At 33.0% G+C, this 17,602-nt stretch carries 15 protein-coding genes and 2 pseudogenes; 15 read left to right on the top strand and 2 right to left on the bottom strand.

Annotation, left to right across the window (positions count from 1 at the left end):
* Positions 1 to 184: 184 nt before the first annotated feature.
* The 14 genes and pseudogenes from hisG to MK119_RS02725 form a co-directional block, all read left to right on the top strand.
* Positions 185 to 1,042: an ATP phosphoribosyltransferase gene (gene hisG, locus MK119_RS02790; RefSeq protein WP_290670679.1), complete on the top strand. Its 858-nt coding sequence runs from the start codon at positions 185 to 187 to the stop codon at positions 1,040 to 1,042.
* The gene (gene hisD / locus MK119_RS02785) at positions 1,042 to 2,325 is read left to right on the top strand and encodes a histidinol dehydrogenase (protein ID WP_290670677.1); all 1,284 of its coding nucleotides are present in this window, start codon (positions 1,042 to 1,044) and stop codon (positions 2,323 to 2,325) included. The genes hisG and hisD overlap by 1 nt, the downstream gene beginning before the upstream one ends.
* Positions 2,326 to 2,362: 37 nt before the next feature.
* Positions 2,363 to 3,400: a histidinol-phosphate transaminase gene (gene hisC / locus MK119_RS02780; RefSeq protein WP_290670674.1), complete on the top strand. Its 1,038-nt coding sequence runs from the start codon at positions 2,363 to 2,365 to the stop codon at positions 3,398 to 3,400.
* 68 nt (positions 3,401 to 3,468) lie between these two features.
* Positions 3,469 to 4,602, top strand: a complete 1,134-nt coding sequence (gene hisB / locus MK119_RS02775; protein ID WP_290670672.1) for a bifunctional histidinol-phosphatase/imidazoleglycerol-phosphate dehydratase HisB — start codon at positions 3,469 to 3,471, stop codon at positions 4,600 to 4,602.
* 106 nt (positions 4,603 to 4,708) lie between these two features.
* Entirely contained in the window at positions 4,709 to 5,290 is a 582-nt protein-coding gene (gene hisH, locus MK119_RS02770; RefSeq protein WP_290670670.1) for an imidazole glycerol phosphate synthase subunit HisH, read from the top strand.
* 63 nt (positions 5,291 to 5,353) lie between these two features.
* On the top strand, positions 5,354 to 6,073 hold the full coding sequence (gene hisA, locus MK119_RS02765) for a 1-(5-phosphoribosyl)-5-[(5-phosphoribosylamino)methylideneamino]imidazole-4-carboxamide isomerase (RefSeq protein ID WP_290670668.1): 720 nt from the start codon (positions 5,354 to 5,356) through the stop codon (positions 6,071 to 6,073).
* A 94-nt stretch (positions 6,074 to 6,167) separates the two neighbouring features.
* Positions 6,168 to 6,923, top strand: coding sequence for an imidazole glycerol phosphate synthase subunit HisF (gene hisF, locus MK119_RS02760; RefSeq protein WP_290670666.1), 756 nt, complete (start codon positions 6,168 to 6,170; stop codon positions 6,921 to 6,923).
* Positions 6,924 to 6,979: 56 nt separating this feature from the next.
* Positions 6,980 to 7,579, top strand: coding sequence for a bifunctional phosphoribosyl-AMP cyclohydrolase/phosphoribosyl-ATP diphosphatase HisIE (gene hisIE / locus MK119_RS02755; protein ID WP_290670663.1), 600 nt, complete (start codon positions 6,980 to 6,982; stop codon positions 7,577 to 7,579).
* Positions 7,580 to 7,782: 203 nt separating this feature from the next.
* Positions 7,783 to 8,091: a hypothetical protein gene (locus tag MK119_RS02750; RefSeq protein WP_290670660.1), complete on the top strand. Its 309-nt coding sequence runs from the start codon at positions 7,783 to 7,785 to the stop codon at positions 8,089 to 8,091.
* A 146-nt stretch (positions 8,092 to 8,237) separates the two neighbouring features.
* Positions 8,238 to 9,029 (top strand): annotated as a pseudogene (locus MK119_RS02745) (tRNA pseudouridine(38-40) synthase TruA).
* Between the two features lie 89 nt (positions 9,030 to 9,118).
* The gene (locus tag MK119_RS02740) at positions 9,119 to 11,347 is read left to right on the top strand and encodes a chondroitinase-B domain-containing protein (RefSeq protein ID WP_290670658.1); all 2,229 of its coding nucleotides are present in this window, start codon (positions 9,119 to 9,121) and stop codon (positions 11,345 to 11,347) included.
* Between the two features lie 165 nt (positions 11,348 to 11,512).
* Positions 11,513 to 12,010 (top strand): LamG domain-containing protein, encoded by a 498-nt coding sequence (locus MK119_RS02735; RefSeq protein ID WP_290670655.1) that lies wholly within the window; start codon positions 11,513 to 11,515, stop codon positions 12,008 to 12,010.
* Between the two features lie 12 nt (positions 12,011 to 12,022).
* Positions 12,023 to 14,215 carry an FAD-dependent oxidoreductase gene (locus MK119_RS02730; protein WP_290670652.1) on the top strand — a complete coding sequence of 731 codons (2,193 nt, stop codon included), beginning with the start codon at positions 12,023 to 12,025 and terminating at the stop codon, positions 14,213 to 14,215.
* Between the two features lie 251 nt (positions 14,216 to 14,466).
* A pseudogene (locus MK119_RS02725) lies at positions 14,467 to 15,051 on the top strand (DUF2461 domain-containing protein); the annotation flags it as partial.
* Between the two features lie 426 nt (positions 15,052 to 15,477).
* Here the strand turns inward: MK119_RS02725 and MK119_RS02720 are convergent.
* Together MK119_RS02720 and MK119_RS02715 are read right to left on the bottom strand one after the other, a co-directional pair.
* Entirely contained in the window at positions 15,478 to 16,005 is a 528-nt protein-coding gene (locus MK119_RS02720; RefSeq protein WP_290670649.1) for a hypothetical protein, read from the bottom strand.
* Positions 16,006 to 16,089: 84 nt separating this feature from the next.
* Complete coding sequence (locus tag MK119_RS02715) at positions 16,090 to 16,509, bottom strand: glyoxalase (RefSeq protein ID WP_290670645.1); 420 nt, start codon at positions 16,507 to 16,509, stop codon at positions 16,090 to 16,092.
* A 156-nt stretch (positions 16,510 to 16,665) separates the two neighbouring features.
* On the opposite strand from MK119_RS02715, the gene MK119_RS02710 reads away from it, so the two are divergent.
* Entirely contained in the window at positions 16,666 to 17,565 is a 900-nt protein-coding gene (locus MK119_RS02710; protein ID WP_290670642.1) for a DUF72 domain-containing protein, read from the top strand.
* Positions 17,566 to 17,602 lie beyond the last annotated feature (37 nt).

The raw sequence follows: 17,602 nt of genomic DNA, 5'->3' as shown, positions 1-17,602 counted from the left end.
TACTTTTGCATCAAAGGATAAATAAACATGTCTTATACACAATTACATCATCATCATTCTCATACTTGCCCTCAAGCGAGCTGATAATGTATTGAAGTAATTAAAAATATATTAAAAACCCGTTTGAGCACATCAAACGGGTTTTTTTGTACCCAATTTTTGTGCTTAAACTTAAAATGTAAAAATGAAAAAGCTAAAAATTGCCATTCAAAAATCGGGACGACTCAACGAAGATTCACTCAAAATCTTAAAAGATTGCGGAATTTCTATAGACAACGGTAAGGATCAACTTAAAGCAGCAGCTCGTAACTTTCCTTTAGAAGTCTTCTATCTCAGAAATGGAGATATTCCACAATATTTGCGTGATGGCGTTGTAGATATTGCGATCATCGGAGAAAATGTGCTCGTAGAAAAAGGACAAAATATTACCATCGCGGAAAAGCTAGGTTTTTCCAAATGTAAAGTCTCACTCGCCATTCCAAAAGGAGAAACATACAATTCTATAAAAGACTTCGAAGGCAAACGTATTGCGACTTCATATCCGGAAACTGTAAAAGCGTATCTTAATGAAAAAGGTGTCAATGCAGAATTACACATTATCAATGGCTCTGTAGAAATTGCCCCAAACATAGGACTTGCCGATGCTATTTGTGATATCGTTTCTAGCGGAAGTACACTCTTCAAAAATAATCTCAAAGAAGTTGAAGTTATGTTAAAAAGTGAAGCCGTGTTAGCAGTTTCACCTAAAATAGACGAAGAATGCAAACAATTACTTCAAAAACTTCGATTCCGAATTCAGTCAGTACTCACAGCACGCACTTCAAAATACATCCTTCTCAACGCACCAAACGATAAAATAGAAGCGATTAGCAAAATATTACCAGTCTTAAAAAGTCCCACAATACTTCCACTAGCCGAAGAAGGCTGGAGTTCACTACACTCAGTTGTCAAAAAAGAAGATTTTTGGGAAGTCATAGACGAACTCAAAGCCAATGGCGCAGAAGGAATTTTAGTATGTCCAATCGAAAAAATGGTCCTATAATGAACAAAATATTTAACCCACAAAAAAATACTTGGACAGAAATCTTAGAGCGTCCAACCCAAACTGTAGATCACATTGAAGCTACGGTTTCTCAAATATTCTCCGAAGTCCAAAAAAATGGCGACAAAGCCATCAAAAAATATACATCGTTCTTTGACAATGTAAAATTGGATGATTTGGTTGTCAGTCAAGCTGAAATAGAAGCTGCTACCAATAATGTTTCAGAAGATTTAAAAGCGGCTATCGCTATCGCGAAAGCAAATATTACTTCATTTCACAGAGCACAAGAAACTGCTGTAATTGAGGTAGAAACGACACGTGGCGTACGCTGCTGGCAAGAAAAAAGAGCCATTCAAAAAGTGGGATTGTACATTCCTGGTGGAACTGCACCATTATTCTCTACCATTTTAATGTTGGCTGTTCCTGCTACAATTGCAGGTTGTCAGGAAATCATTCTATGTACACCACCAAACAAAGAAGGCAAGGTAAATCCTGCCATATTGTACACAGCGCAGTTATGTGGAATTACCACAATATACAAAGTAGGAGGAATTCAAGCCATTGCAGGAATGACTTTTGGAACAGACACTATTTCGAAAGTATACAAAATCTTTGGACCAGGAAATCAATTTGTAACAGTAGCAAAACAATTAGCAACCAAATACGGAGTAGCAATTGACATGCCTGCTGGACCAAGTGAATTGTTAGTTGTAGCAGACGAATCTGCAAATGCAGACTTTGTTGCTTCTGATTTACTAAGTCAGGCAGAACACGGAACAGATAGCCAAGTGATTCTTGTAACAACTTCAAAGAATTTTCTAACAGATGTGGAAAAAGCTATTCAAAAACAACTAGACGTATTACCTCGTAAAGAAATTGCAACAAAAGCAATTGATAATTCCAAATTAATCTATGTTTCAACTGATCAAATTGCACTGGATTTAATCAACGAATACGGTCCTGAACACTTTATCATTTGTGTACAAGATGAAGAATTCTATACCAACGGAATTCAAAATGCAGGTTCTGTATTTGTAGGAAACTATACGCCAGAAAGTGCTGGAGATTATGCCTCTGGAACCAATCATACCTTGCCAACAAACGGATATGCAAAAGCCTATTCTGGAGTGAATCTAGCAAGCTTTCAAAAAAGCATGACGTTTCAAAAAATAACAGCAGATGGAATTCAAAACATTGGTAATGCTATCGAACAAATGGCAGGAGCAGAAGGTTTACAAGCTCACAAAAACGCTGTTACATTACGATTAGAAAGTTTAAAATAACCCAAAACCTAAAACCCGATACCAAAGACCCAAAAAGATGAACATAGAAAATCTCATCAGAGAAAACATAAAAACACTCAAACCATATTCTTCTGCAAGAGACGAATATAAAGCTTCTGGAAGTGAGATGGTATTTTTGGATGCCAACGAAAACCCGTATGAAAATGGTGTCAATCGTTATCCAGATCCAAAACAAAAAGATGTAAAAACAGCTTTAGCAGCAATAAAAAACTGCAATCCTGCAAGCATGGTTTTAGGAAATGGAAGCGATGAAATCCTCGATTTGATTTTCAGAGCATTTTGTGAACCTAAAGAAGATAACATCATTACATTACCACCAACATACGGTATGTACAACGTATTAGCAGGTGTAAATGATGTCGCCGTAAAAGAAGTTTTATTGACAGAAGCATTTGAACCCAATGTAGATGAAATTTTGAATGCAGCGGATGAAAATAGTAAAATACTATTTCTCTGCTCTCCCAATAATCCAACAGGAAACAGTTTTAGTAACGAAGCTGTAGAAAAGTTACTCAAAGAATTTAAAGGAATTATAGTGATCGACGAAGCATATACAGACTTCTCAAGCCAAAAAAGTTGGTTGAATAGGCTTGAAGAATTTCCGAATCTTGTCATTACACAAACGCTCTCAAAAGCTTACGGAATGGCTGGTATTAGATTAGGAATCTGTTATGCTTCGCTCACTATCGTAGATGTTTTAAATCGTATAAAACCACCTTATAATGTTAATTTACTTACTCAATTTAAAGCTTTAGAACGTATTTCTGCTCAGGAAATAGTTCAGAAAGAAATTGATAAAATTCAACAAAACAAAGCAGAATTAGAAAAAGCTTTAGCTAAAATCAATTTCATAGAAAAAGTATACTCATCGGATGCGAATTTTATTTTAGCTAAGGTGGATAATGCTGATCTTCGCTACGATCAACTAATCAAAAAAGGAATTGTAATCCGCAATCGTACAACACAGCCACTGTGTGAAAATTGTTTGCGATTTACCGTAGGGACAGATACAGAAAATGAAAAACTAATAAACGCATTACAAGAAATAGCATAAAAATAAATTCCTGCATGTCATATCGAGCACAGTCCAGCTATACTCAGGAATAACAAAATAATAAAGAAATGAAACGAGTACTATTCATAGATCGTGATGGAACGATCATCAAAGAACCAGCAGACGAACAAATAGATAGCTTTGAAAAACTGGAATTCTATCCAAAAGCCTTATCTGCGCTGCGAAAAATTGCTAGCGAGCTAGATTTTGAATTGGTCATGATTACCAATCAAGATGGTTTGGGAACGGAAGTATATCCAGAAGATACGTTTTGGCCAGTGCACAATTTCATTCTACAAACCTTAAAAGGAGAAGGAATTGTGTTTGATAATATTGTCATTGATAGAACATTTGCCAAAGACAATGCACCAACACGAAAGCCAAATACAGGTTTGCTAACAGAATATTTCTCTGAAAACTTTGATTTGGCAAATTCATTTGTCATTGGCGATCGCTTGACAGATATTGAATTGGCAAAAAACTTAGGAGCTAAGGGAATTTATATCAATGACGAAACATTTTTAGGAACGGATGAAATTACAGTAAAACGTTCAGAATTAGATGTTTTTATAGGGTTGGAATCGAATAATTGGGACGAAATCTATACCTACTTAAAAGCAAAAGAACGCAAAGCTTCTTTAACCCGAAATACCAACGAAACTAAAATTCAAATTGACTTGAATCTTGACGGAACTGGAAAATCGAACATAGATACAGGCATTGCATTTTTTGATCACATGCTCGATCAAATTGCGCGTCACGGTCAAATCGATTTAGACATTAAAGTAGATGGTGATTTGGAAGTAGACGAACACCACACAATTGAAGATACAGCGATTGCGTTAGGAGAAGTATTTTCAGAAGCTTTAGGAAACAAACTTGGAATTGAGCGTTATGGTTTCTGTTTACCGATGGACGATTGCTTAGCGCAGGTTTCTATTGACTTTGGCGGAAGAAACTGGTTGGTTTGGGAAGCGGATTTCAAACGTGAAATGATAGGAAAGATGCCAACAGAAATGTTTTTCCACTTCTTCAAATCGTTTACAGATGGCGCAAAAGCAAATCTAAACATCAAAGCAGAAGGAACCAACGAACACCACAAAATAGAAGCAATCTTTAAAGCCTTTGCAAAAGCGATCAAAGCTGCTGTAAAACGTGATGTAGAAAAAATGATATTGCCATCTACCAAAGGAATGCTCTAGGAAATTATAAATGTTGAATGTAAAAGTTGACTCAGATTACCAGTTGCTAATTCGAGAAGTATTCTGATATACGCATCAAACTAATAAAAATTAATCCATAACAAAAGTGAAAACAATCATCATAAATTACGGTGCAGGAAATATCCAAAGTATCAAATTTGCTTTGCAACGATTAGGTGTAAAAGCCATATTGAGTAACGATGCTCAAGAAATAAAAACCGCTGACAAAGTAATATTTCCAGGTGTAGGAGAGGCGAGTAGTGCCATGAAAAAACTCAAAGAAAGCAAGCTTGACAAAGTCATTCCAACGTTGACACAACCTGTTTTAGGAATTTGTTTAGGAATGCAATTGATGTGTAATAATTCAGAAGAAGGAAATACAGAAGGTTTAGAGATTTTTGATACAGATGTTGTTCGTTTTTCTGAAAGAGTAGAAGTCCCGCAAATAGGATGGAATACTATTCGAAATTTGAAAAGTCCACTGTTTGAAGGCGTTCGTGAAAACGAATATATGTATTTGGTACACAGTTATTATGCTAAAAAGTGTGATGAAATGATTGCTGAAAGTGAATATGACATTAACTATGCTTCTGCATTGCAAAAAAATAACTTTTACGGTGTACAATTTCATCCAGAAAAAAGTAGCAAAGCAGGAAGTAAAATACTAGAAAACTTTTTGAAATTATAACTGTTGAATTTTTACTAAAAAATACTTTTTAAAACCCAAAACCCAAAACCCAATTATCAAAAAATGAGAATCATACCCGCAATAGATATCATCGAAGGAAAATGTGTCCGCTTGTCCAAAGGTGATTACAATACAAAAAAAATATATAACGAAAACCCTTTGGAAGTCGCCAAACAGTTTGAAGATGCTGGAATTCAATACTTGCATGTCGTAGACTTAGATGGCGCGAAAGCGAAACACATCGTTAATTACAAAGTATTAGAGCAAATAGCTTCGAAAACGAATTTAAACATTGATTTTGGTGGAGGATTAAAATCTGATGAAGATTTACACATTGCTTTTGAAAGTGGTGCAAAACAAATTACTGGCGGAAGTATTGCTGTAAAAAATCCTGAAATATTTACAAATTGGATTCAACGATATGGAAGCGAATGTATTATTCTTGGAGCGGATGCTATGGACGAAAAAATTGCGATTAGTGGTTGGCAAGAAAAAAGTAATGAAGAATTAATTCCATTCATTCAAAAATACCAGCAAAAAGGCATTCAATATGTAATTTGTACAGACATTGCCAAAGACGGAATGTTAGAAGGACCATCATTTGATTTGTATAAAAAGATTTTAAGCGAGTGCGATGACAGTTTGAAACTAATTGCTTCAGGCGGAATTTCTACATTTGATGAATTGCCTAAACTAAAAGAGTTAGGCTGTGAAGGCGTTATTATTGGAAAAGCCATTTATGAGAATAAAATCTCACTCAAACAATTAGAAGTATTACTATAAAACTATGAAATGTCATTACGGGGAAGTATAACGAAATAATCTTAAAGTCACAGATTGCTTCATTTCATTCACAATGACTAAAACAACTAAAAAAATGCTAACTAAAAGAATCATTCCTTGTTTAGATATCAAAAACGGACGTACAGTAAAAGGCGTAAATTTCGTAAACCTTCGTGATGCTGGAGATCCTGTAGAATTGGCTAAAATATATGCAGAAGAAGGCGCAGACGAGTTGGTCTTTCTGGATATTTCAGCTACGGAAGAACGACGCAAAACATTGCAAAAGCTAGTTTTAGATGTTGCGGCACATGTTGATATACCTTTTACCGTTGGTGGCGGAATTTCTTCTACAGAAGATGTAGATCGTATGCTGCAAGCTGGTGCAGACAAAGTTTCTATCAATTCAGCAGCCGTAAAACGTCCAGAGTTAATTAATGAATTGGCTTCAAAATTTGGAAATCAATGTATTGTGGTTGCCATTGATGCCAAGCAAATTGAAGGTAAATGGAATCTACATTTAGTAGGAGGAAAAGTACCTACAGAAATCAAATTGTTTGATTGGGCTAAAGAAGTAGAGCAACGTGGTGCAGGAGAAATTCTATTTACATCTATGGATAATGATGGTACCAAAGATGGTTTTGCAAACGAAGCCTTGACAAAACTTTCAGAAATTGTTAATATTCCAATCATTGCTTCTGGAGGAGCAGGAAACATGGAACATTTTAAGGATACCTTTATCAAAGGAAAAGCAGATGCAGCTTTGGCCGCTAGTGTTTTTCATTTCAAAGAAATCGGAATTCCTGAACTCAAACAAAATTTAAAAGCCAACGGCATCAATGTTAGACTTTAAATTAAAGCCTTCATTTACTAAATAAACGAATTAACAAACAAACGAATTGACAAAAAATGAATATCAACTTCAATAAAAATAACGACGAATTGGTTCCAGTAATCATTCAAGACAATGAAACCAAAAATGTTTTAATGCTAGGATATATGAATGAAGAAGCCTATGCGCAAACAATTGCTACAGGAAACGTTACCTTTTTTAGCAGAACAAAACAACGGCTATGGACAAAAGGAGAAACAAGTGGAAACTTTTTAAAATTAATAAGTATCAAAAACGATTGTGATAAAGACACCTTACTGATCCAAGTAAACCCTATCGGTCCAACATGTCATACAGGAACTGATACATGTTGGAATGAAGAAAACACAATGACATATGGTTTTTTAACTCAATTGGAAGAAACGATTCAAAATCGTAAAGAAAATCAAAAAGATGAAAAAAGTTATGTGGCGTCACTCTTCCGAAAAGGGATCAATAAAATTGCCCAGAAAGTTGGAGAAGAAGCGGTGGAAGTTGTAATTGAAGCCAAAGATGATAACGAAGATTTATTCTTAAATGAAAGTGCAGATTTACTATTTCACTATCTAATTCTACTTCAAGCTAAAGGATATAAGCTAAATGATATTGTGAATGTATTGAAAAGTCGTGAAAAATAGTTTTTGTATTTGATAAGTTTAATTTCATATAAATACATAAACAAAAGCACAGCAAACAAATTAACAAAAAGACAAACTGCCGAATTGATAAAAAAATCCTATCATTGCAATGTCTTTAGCTAAATACCATGTTTGATCAACTATTTTACAAAACAATCTTAAGTTACAAATCCAGAGTTAAGAAGCCTAAACAACGAAAATTGATGTCAAAGGCAACTACGTATATTACAGCACTTCAGCTCAGTATACTATTTGTTTTAGCTATAGTTTTAATTAAAGCAACAAGAAGTAGTTTCCTATTATACTCTAGCATCTACGAGCAAGTTTTTTATATAGTTTTAGCAGGAATCATATTGTATTTATTCAATGCATTGTACTATAATGGAAAACGTATGTTACAAATAAAAAATAAAGCTATCAAGGAAAATACAAAAGGCACAGAAGTCTGGAAATTATGGAGTATTCCTATTATCATGATAGCCTTAGGTTTTATTCTATTAAATGCTGCTTAAAAGGATAAATAGCTCACTTTTAGCTATGAATCAAAAGATGACAAATTGAAAAAAAGAAGTTATAAAGTTCATAAATCTAACTATCTACGATTCTATTCAACAGATAAAGTAAACAATCTACCAAACACCAAATACCAAACACCAAATTGAAAAGAAAACGCCATTACTATCTAATCACGCTACAATACTTAGGATTTCGCTATCATGGCTGGCAAAAACAACCAGACGTGAATACAGTACAGCGTATGACAGAACGTACTTTGGCTTATGTGTTTGGACATAAGAATTTTAAATTGCTAGCTTCAGGGCGTACAGATGCCAAAGTTTCTGCTAATGAAATTGCAATTGAATTGTTTTTGGATAATGAAACCTTAGACATTCCTGCATTTCTTCCTGTTTTCAATAAAAACTTACCACAAGACATTCGGGCTATAGAAATTACACAAACGAATGAAAAATTCAACATCATACAACACCCGAAAGTAAAGGAATACATTTATCTGTTTGCTTATGGCGAAAAGTACCATCCGTTTGCAGCGCCTTATATGACCAATATTTTAGGTGATTTAGATGTGTAGCTCATGAAAAAAGGAGCAAAACTCTTTGAAGGAAAGCATTACTTGAAAACGTACTGTTACAAACCAACGGAACATACGGTTTTAGAAGGCGAAATTGAATTGTGTGAAATTGTTGAAAATAAACTTTTTACGGCAAACTTTTTTCCTGTAAACAGTTATCTGCTGCGTGTACAAGGCGCAGGATTCAAACGTCATCAAATTCGTATGATGATGGGAACGCTTATTCTTTTAGGGAAAGGCGAATTGGATTTAGATTTTATTAAAAAATCACTGCTGCCAAACTCTACACTTGAAGTCAATTATATTGCGCCAGCTTCTGGTTTAATCTTGAATAAAATGATGTTCAAGGATTTAATATAAACTGCAAAGACAGATTTCTTAACCTTTAAAGCAGTACAACCAAAGATATATTTTGTTTCTTTGAAGTAACTTTAATTAAAACCTTTTTTATGAAAAAAATTCAACTATGTCTTTTGGTATTCATAGGATTTCAGGCTATGACATACGCACAAACTTGTACAGAAATACCGCCAGAAACAGTACTAAATATTCAAGATTTGAATGCACAAATAGATCTTATGGAAGCCAATTCTGCCACTGAATCAAGAACCGTTATTTTAGCAGATTTTACACTAATTGGTCCTAAAGTGTATAACTCATCTGCTACTGCAATTCTAAATCGTGATATTGATATTGCGGGCCCATGCAAAAGTGTTATAAAAGCTTCAAATCCTAAAAATGTGTATCTAAAAGGAGATGTCTCTTGGCGATTCAATAATTCAAAAAATGTAACCATTGACGGATTTGTATTTAGAAGAACTGAAGAAGCAGGAAACAATGTAGGATTAATTGAATTAGGCTCCTTGAGTGATGCCATCACTATTAAGAATAGTGTGTTAATGGAATATGAGTCAGATAAACCTGATGATAATTATAGTTTTCTAAAAGTAACAAAAGGAACTAATCATGTCATTGATAGCTGTATTTTCCAAAATAAATATAGTAGAGGAAATTATGTCTTACTTTCTGAATCTAATAATTTTAAAATTCTAAATTCAATATTTCGTGAAAACGATACTTTTTTATTTAGTGGTTTAAGTTTAGATCAAGATGGAGTTCCATATAGGGAAGACGCAAAACGATATATTTTTTCAGATGACAGTGAAAATCTAGAGATAAAAGGTTCTTCATTTTCCAATAAATACAGTTATTGGGCATATGTACAATTGAATAAAGGAAAGGATAATAAAATCGAGAATAATACATTTTATGAGACTATGGATATAGACAATGTTATAAATAATAGCGCAAAAAAAGATTATATTAAAATTATAAATGAAACATCTCTTGATATACTCGACAATAATTTTGTAAGAAAGTTTTCTGAAAGTAATATGATTAATTATTCTCCCACTGTAGATGCCACGACAGGCCTCATTCCCAACACTATAGATGGAGAAATAAGCGGAAACTATTTTGGAAAAAAGTTTCAAGAAGTAAACAAAGAATCTTCTATGATAAAATTAGGGAATTGTGGTGCTGGAACTGACGGTTCACACGCATTAAATATTTTAATAAAAAACAATGAATTTGTCGATTATAATTATCAAGATGAAAATGGAGCATATTATGAAGTTATTTCCAATAAGTCGTCGGGAAACACTTATGAAGGGAACATTTTTATAAATTGTAATGGAGGTTTGTTTTTAAGATGTGGAAATAATATTACTGTTTTTAAAAATAAATTTTTGGGCGATAACACAGGTATAAAATCTGGAATTACAGTCTCAGGAACTGATCATAAAATTTATAATAACTATTTTCGAGACTTAACTTTTCCGATATTAAATATCAATGGAGGTGATCTTGATGGGAATTATACAAGAGTTGAAAATCTTGAATTTATATTCAATACAATTGTCAATTGCGATGTTAATATAAAATTTAATAAAGATGTGTCTATTAATCCAGATGATGGTGACGGAATATTCGTGATGGCAAAAATGAATAGTATAGAAAATAATATATTTTTTAAAGATCAAAATCGAACAAGTCTAAGATTGGTCTGGATGGATGCTGATTATTTAGGTAATCCTAATCCATTGGATGAGATAAACGAATTCAGCACAAATTCATTCAAGAATAATGTGTTTTATAAGAACACTTCTAATGTTTTAACTACAATTATTACTAGTAATTGGACATTACCTGATGAAAATACCTTAATCCATGTCAATCCTGAACTTGCGTATGATTCTTTAAATGAAATTCATACACTCACAGCTAGTTCTCCAAATACTATCGTAAATGGAGCACATGATACAGCGTATTATTCAGCATACATTTCAAATGACATTCTTGATACACCTAGAGGAACAGTTTATGACATCGGCTGCCATGAATTTGGTGGAGCGAATATATCTGCAAATAAAACTACTGGTTTGGGAGTAAATACTAAAAATAAAGCATTGGTAAGTTATCCAAATCCTGTAAAAGATATATTTACAATCAAAGGAGTCGCCAAAAATACGGCGTATACAATTTACAGTATAGCTGGCGTAAAAGTTCAAGCAGGAAACATACTTAAAAACGATACTATTGATGTTTCTTCGCTTAGTAAAGGAATGTATGTATTAGAACTAGAAGGAGCAAAAACAATAAAACTTATTAAAAACTAACGCTTTTAAATTATTTATAGAGTTGTTGAAAAAAGACTTATGAAACTTCATAAGTCTTTTTTTGTGCCTATCATTAAAAAATCACGTAATAGTACGTGTAGATTATCTTACAAAATCAAACTAATTTCATACCATAAAAATAACCCATATTAACCCAAATCTTTTATGAGTCACTCTTTTACATTCTCAGGGAAAAATAACCTGACTGATAGTGAATTAAGCAAAAATCATTTTCAAAACTCAAACTTTACACTTCAGTGTTGGATACAAACAACAACTGTTGGCGAAATTTTATCCAAGCAAACAAATGAGACTTCTTTTGCGTTGCGTGTAAATTCAAAAGGACACATCGTATTCACTGTAACAAATAATGAAAATACACGTACAATAACGGCTACAAATGTTTCGGTCCTAGACAATGAATGGTATCATATAACAGCTGTAAAAACAACTACTTTTTTATATCTCTATATCAATGATTTAAAACTAATTATTGAAAATAGTGAAGAAAGCGTAAGTTCAAACAGTCAATTAGACATATTCTCTGTGGGCGGCAATGTAATACCAAACTTCTTCCATGGAATTATAAGTCAAGTTGCCATTTGGAATAAAGCATTATTAGAAAACGAAGTAGCTCTTATACGAGAACAAGAGGACATATGAGTAACTGATGGATTGATCAAAATTTTAAACTACATAGAAGATACTTTAGATCGATTCTTGCCAGATAATCTAGGATTATCCGTAACTGTAAAAATCCGAAATACCTCATTTGAAACGCTTACTTTAGTAAATTCTGAAAAATATTCAACTGATATTCCAACTGCCATTGCTGTAGATGAAGAAGTTACTATTGTATTGACTTGTGGACTATTTTTAGTAATTAATAAAAAAATTCGATATGAAAATCGTAGCGGAAGTACAACAATCACCATCAAGAAAAATCTAGATAGATTCAATACGGAAATTACAGCAATATCTACAAAAGATCTTGTAGGCGATTTATCGATTAAGAAAAATAAACCTTTGTACGCTTCCGCAGAATTGGTCATTGGCGAAAACCAAGTTATTGTAAACATGCGGAACGTATTTAACTTTCTTAATGGATTACGCGGCTATTTAAAATGTGATCAAATTCAAACTCCTGGAGGAAATTTGGTCAACGAAATAGAATACAACAAAGCAAGTCAAGTATTCAATCGTAGATTTCAAAAGAAGCCATTTGCAATTATCTATTGTGAATCTACAGAAGATGTACAACGTGTGTATAAAGATGCGATTGCTAATAACTTACCGATCAAAGTAAGATCTGGTGCACACGATCATGAAGCGGAATGTACGGGAACAGATGTTATTTTGTCAGACATGACACGAATCAATCATGTATATGTTAGTCATAATAAGAAGTATGCTCGTATTGGTCCAGGAATCCGCTTTAAAGACCTAACGCCACAATTGGCAGTAAATGAGGTCATGATTCCACATGGAACCTGTGCAACTGTTGGTGTTGCCGGATTTACCTTTGGTGGCGGTTGGGGACCATGGACACGCAAACATGGAATGAATTGTGAAGGATTGGTTGGAGCAACGGTCGTACTTGGAAATGGAGACATCGTAAAATTACAGGCAGAAAATAGCGATAAAAAAGATTTGTTATGGGCACTAAAAGGTGGCGGAGGAATGAGTTATGGAATTGTCACTGAATTACAACTAAAAGTCTTTCCATTGCCAAAAAAACTGATCAAATACGAATTGGAATGGAATCCGTATGACGAATGCGATCCTTCTAAAATTGTTATTAATAGCCATAATCGTTATACAAAAGCAATCATACAAGCATGGGAAAACGTAATTATCAATAAAGACAATCAATTTTCTGGAGAAGACTTTACCAACGATCAATTGATTGGAACAAACCTTAAAGGTTTAGGAAAACATTTAGAGAATCCTTATGAATTCGATGCTGAAATAGCTATTCACAACTGTATCATGTATGGATATTGGCAAGGAACCGAAGAAAGCTTAAAGGCATTTGTAAATCATTGTTTTACGGGTGCAGCAAAACCGTATGAATTGCGTTTAATTGGTAAAGGTGGACAACGTTTAAACTACGCAGATGATGGATTGATGAGTGCTTGGGATAGAGAATCAGCTAGTGCTATTAAAAGAACAATCAGATTGGCAAATACAGATGCAAAGGCTAAAAATAATGCCGAAGCTACGATTAAAAAGAATGAACCAACCTACGATAAAGTTTTTAAAATAGGAGAGAATCTGGCTAAAAATAGTAATCTGGATATGGTGACAGAAATATTTCAATCCTTAACAACCAAAAGACCATTACCGCTAGATTTAGATGCACCAGCACCACATAAAATAACATCTCGTTTGGCTAATAAAGGTGGTTTAGGTGATGAAGGATTAAAACAATTGATTAGCTCTTTAACTTCAGAATTAATCTTACCAGACAATCGTTCACTAGGTTTGTTTAATTATATTACTTTGGGAGCAATTGTTGGAGAATACTACGATAATATGCCTGAAGAAGCTAAAAAAAGAAGTGCTTTTCCTTACAAAGACAAAGCCTATACCATTCAATATCAAACTTGGTGGAATACAGAGTTGCTTCAAAAAGAAGAGCAGCAAAACAATGAAGTATATAACAGAACCAATAGAGCACTAGATTGGATGCAAGTATGCCGTGATTATGAGATTAAAAATTCTGGAGGTGCATTTATCAGTTTCAAAGATACTTCTATTCCAACGGAAACGTATTTTGGAGACAATTACGAAGACTTGATTCAAGTGAAAAAAGATTACTCTGAAGATCCACTGAATCATTTCAGAACAAGAAAAACGATTATATAAGTATAATTATAATAAATTGAAAGCTGCTTAAATAGTTCATTTTAAGTAGCTTTTTTTAATATAGTATGCTGTTTTTAAACACCTGTCAACAGCATACTAAAACAATTTTTCACACCATTGAATATTTTGTATTTTAGTAAAAAATAATCGACGATGAACGAAACTATTCCTAGAGAAACCTTTGACTTTTAAACAGCCGTCAAGAAAACAATAACCGGGAATGGTTTACGGAAAACAAAAAAGAATTTAAGGAGATTGAACGAGAAGTAAAGCAATTTTACAATCAATTAGGAGAGCATTTAAACAAGCATGATCAGATTGACAAAGTAAAAGTATTTCGTATTTATCGTGATGTTCGTTTTTCAAAAGATAAAACACCTTATAAAACTCACTTTGGTGGAAGTTTTCACCGTATAAAGCCAAGATTACGTGGTGGTTACTATTTGCATATTGCACCGAACAATCAATCGTTTATCGCGACAGGTTTTTGGGAACCAAAGAAAGATGATCTACTTAGAATTCGTAAAGAATTTGAAATGGATGATGTTGAAATTCGAAAAATTATCAATAAAAAAGCCTTTAAAGATATTTGGGGAGAATTTGTAGGTGATGAAGTAAAAACAGCTCCTAAAGGATTCAGTAAAGAACATGCTGCTATTGATTTAATAAAGAAAAAGCAGTTTATCTTTACCAAGAAACTTACAGATAAAGAAGTGACTTCAACTGACTTTATGACGCAAATAGATGGTTGTTTTAAAGCAATTCGCCCATTTTTTAATTATATGAGCGAAGTGCTAACTACCGATTTAAACGGTGTTTCTTTAATAGAAGACTAAAAATCGTTGCAAATATCATCACAAGCAGAGAAACAACTATCTCTTACAGTGACAATATCACATTTTTTTCCATCATAATCTTCCGATGTATGCACTACATCTGTACAATCAAAGAAAATAGAATAGGTAATAGGAATAATCGTGATTCCTCCTTTAATTTGATTGTCAAGATTTGAAATAGTCTGTTTTTTTAATTTTAAACTGGATAAAGATCTTTTTTCATAATTTAAAAATTTAGGTTATATAAGTAATGAAAAATAAATCATGTAAAACTAAACAGCTAAAAAAGTAGTTAAATGTTTGTAAAAATTAGCTAAAACACATTTTTTCAAATAAATAAGCTTTGTGTTTTTACTTATTCTTTAGCTTGTAATCTGCTAAATTCTTATCGTAGTTCGATTTTCCAGTTTCGTATTTTGCAGTCATTTAAGGATTTACAAGAATAAAAATACTGTTCTTAGCATGCTTGAATATTTTGGAAGTATCATGAACATCTTTCGGTGAAAAATAATCTACAAAAGAATATAAATCATCAATCTGTTGCAGCTGATCGTTATTGTGATTGTACACCTTTGTTTTTAAATGTGAATCTTCAATATAATGTACTTGTACACCTGAAATGCTATTTGAATTTAACGCAACATCAATTTTATCAAAAATGGTATCGGTATAAACCGTTATTGCCTGAACCACTTTTGGATCATAAGAATCTGTAAAGAAACCTTTTAAAGTATTTTTAAAAAATTGAGCAGAATCGTTTTTAATATATAAATGATATGAATCTTTGTCATTAGCTTCAGGATGAGAACCTAACCAATATTCAAAAGCAAATTTGTTATTGTTTAAAGAAATATTTCGATAACCATCAGCCTGAACTTGTTTTCGTCCAAAAAAATTACAGGAAACAAAAAATGTACTTACAATGACCACAAATGCAATAGTGAAACGCTTCATATCTTTTCTTCTAATAAATAAGTTTCAAAGATATTGAAAATGTGCTATAATTTAGGAGCAATTCAAAAAATTACCTCGCAATATTTAGATAACGGCAGTGAAAGCAATATCTTTTTCAAAAAGTAGAATATTATCTTTCAAACGTTCAATAACAATATTCATCATTCGCTTATTCAAAGGTGACGAATTTTGGATATATGTTTGGTATTCTACAAGTGTAAACTGCCCAATAATCATACCTTTCAACGAATTGCGAAACTTCATATCTTTCTGAATGGCATTTTCGATATACAGCAAACGTTTCTCTGTAGATAAATCGTAAAAAACATTCTTTCGTTTAGCAATATAGTTTCGAAAAGCAGCAATAAGTAAAGGACTTTGAAGTTTGATAACTGGCCGAAGTGTGGAATTTTGAAAGCGCTCGTCATTTGACATATTTTCAGAAATAGATTTCGGAGAAATTTGCGGGCGCGCTTTGACTAAATCATTTTCTCGATCGTTCATAACACTAAATTTTATTTAAAAATAGAGATAATAGATGTTAATTCTCAACAGGTTATAAACAACTTGTTAACTATCTTATTAACAATATAAAAAATCAATCGCCTAAAAAATCCTGTCAGAATTCCGTATTTTTATCCTTTACAAAATCCAACACTAATGAAATTTGGAAAAGTTACCAATCCAGAACTGATAGATTTTACCTTACCACAAGATCATCCTGAAACAGAAGTTGTATTCCAACAGTATAAAAACCAAGAAACACCTTCAATTTATATTGGTTGTGCCAAATGGAATCGTCAAGATTTAAAAGGATTCTATCCAAGAGGCACAAAAGACGAGTTAGCATATTATTCCACACAGTTTAACGCCATAGAACTCAATGCAACCTTTTACAGAATGTTTCCAGCGGAACAGTTTGAAAAATGGCGAGACAAAACTCCCGAAGGTTTTAAATTTTTTCCAAAAATCACACAAGAAATAAGTCATTGGAAGCGCTTGCAAGCCACTGAAGCATTGGTAGACTTGTATTTGTATAACGCTTCGCATCTTAAAGATAAATTGGGAACTATCTTTTTGCAAATGCATTCTAATTTTTCTCCAAAAGATTTTGACAGAGTAGTCAATTTTGTAGAATTCTGGCCAAAAGATGTCCCGCTTACAGTTGAATTTCGCCATACAGATTGGTTCAATGATGAAAAAGTAGCGAACGAATTATACCAACTATTACAAGAAAACAACATTGCAAATACTTTGGTTGATACTGCAGGAAGACGTGATATCATGCACATGCGAATGACCAACAACGAAGCATTCATACGATATGTAGGTGCCAATCATGAAAGCGATTATACACGATTAGATGATTGGGTAAATCGTTTAGAAAATTGGATAGCTAAAGGTCTGCGAAACATTCATTTCTTTATTCATCAAAACTTAGAAGAAGAATCACCTTTGTTATCTGCTTATTTTACTCGAAAACTCAACGAAAGATTAGGAACAAAACTAATAATTCCTAAAACAATTACAACACCTATAAAACCGCAAACACTATTTTAAATAAGTATAAAAAGAATTGAATTCTGTATTGTTAAAC

Origin of the sequence: Kordia sp. (genome assembly GCF_022447245.1) — a bacterium.
In the GTDB taxonomy this organism is placed as follows: domain Bacteria; phylum Bacteroidota; class Bacteroidia; order Flavobacteriales; family Flavobacteriaceae; genus Kordia.
Note: the sequence above shows the minus strand (reverse complement) of the source record. Positions and strands in the feature narration are given on the sequence as shown.

Excerpts from the sequence above, each read along its gene's own strand:
- hisG (WP_290670679.1), top strand. The coding sequence starts at position 185 with ATGAAAAAGCTAAAAATTGCCATTCAAAAATCGGGACGACTCAACGAA.
- hisD (WP_290670677.1), top strand. The coding sequence starts at position 1,042 with ATGAACAAAATATTTAACCCACAAAAAAATACTTGGACAGAAATCTTA.
- hisC (WP_290670674.1), top strand. The coding sequence starts at position 2,363 with ATGAACATAGAAAATCTCATCAGAGAAAACATAAAAACACTCAAACCA.
- hisB (WP_290670672.1), top strand. The coding sequence starts at position 3,469 with ATGAAACGAGTACTATTCATAGATCGTGATGGAACGATCATCAAAGAA.
- hisA (WP_290670668.1), top strand. The coding sequence starts at position 5,354 with ATGAGAATCATACCCGCAATAGATATCATCGAAGGAAAATGTGTCCGC.
- hisF (WP_290670666.1), top strand. The coding sequence starts at position 6,168 with ATGCTAACTAAAAGAATCATTCCTTGTTTAGATATCAAAAACGGACGT.
- hisIE (WP_290670663.1), top strand. The coding sequence starts at position 6,980 with ATGAATATCAACTTCAATAAAAATAACGACGAATTGGTTCCAGTAATC.
- MK119_RS02750 (WP_290670660.1), top strand. The coding sequence starts at position 7,783 with ATGTCAAAGGCAACTACGTATATTACAGCACTTCAGCTCAGTATACTA.
- MK119_RS02740 (WP_290670658.1), top strand. The coding sequence starts at position 9,119 with ATGAAAAAAATTCAACTATGTCTTTTGGTATTCATAGGATTTCAGGCT.
- MK119_RS02735 (WP_290670655.1), top strand. The coding sequence starts at position 11,513 with ATGAGTCACTCTTTTACATTCTCAGGGAAAAATAACCTGACTGATAGT.
- MK119_RS02720 (WP_290670649.1), bottom strand. The coding sequence starts at position 16,005 with ATGAAGCGTTTCACTATTGCATTTGTGGTCATTGTAAGTACATTTTTT.
- MK119_RS02715 (WP_290670645.1), bottom strand. The coding sequence starts at position 16,509 with ATGAACGATCGAGAAAATGATTTAGTCAAAGCGCGCCCGCAAATTTCT.
- MK119_RS02710 (WP_290670642.1), top strand. The coding sequence starts at position 16,666 with ATGAAATTTGGAAAAGTTACCAATCCAGAACTGATAGATTTTACCTTA.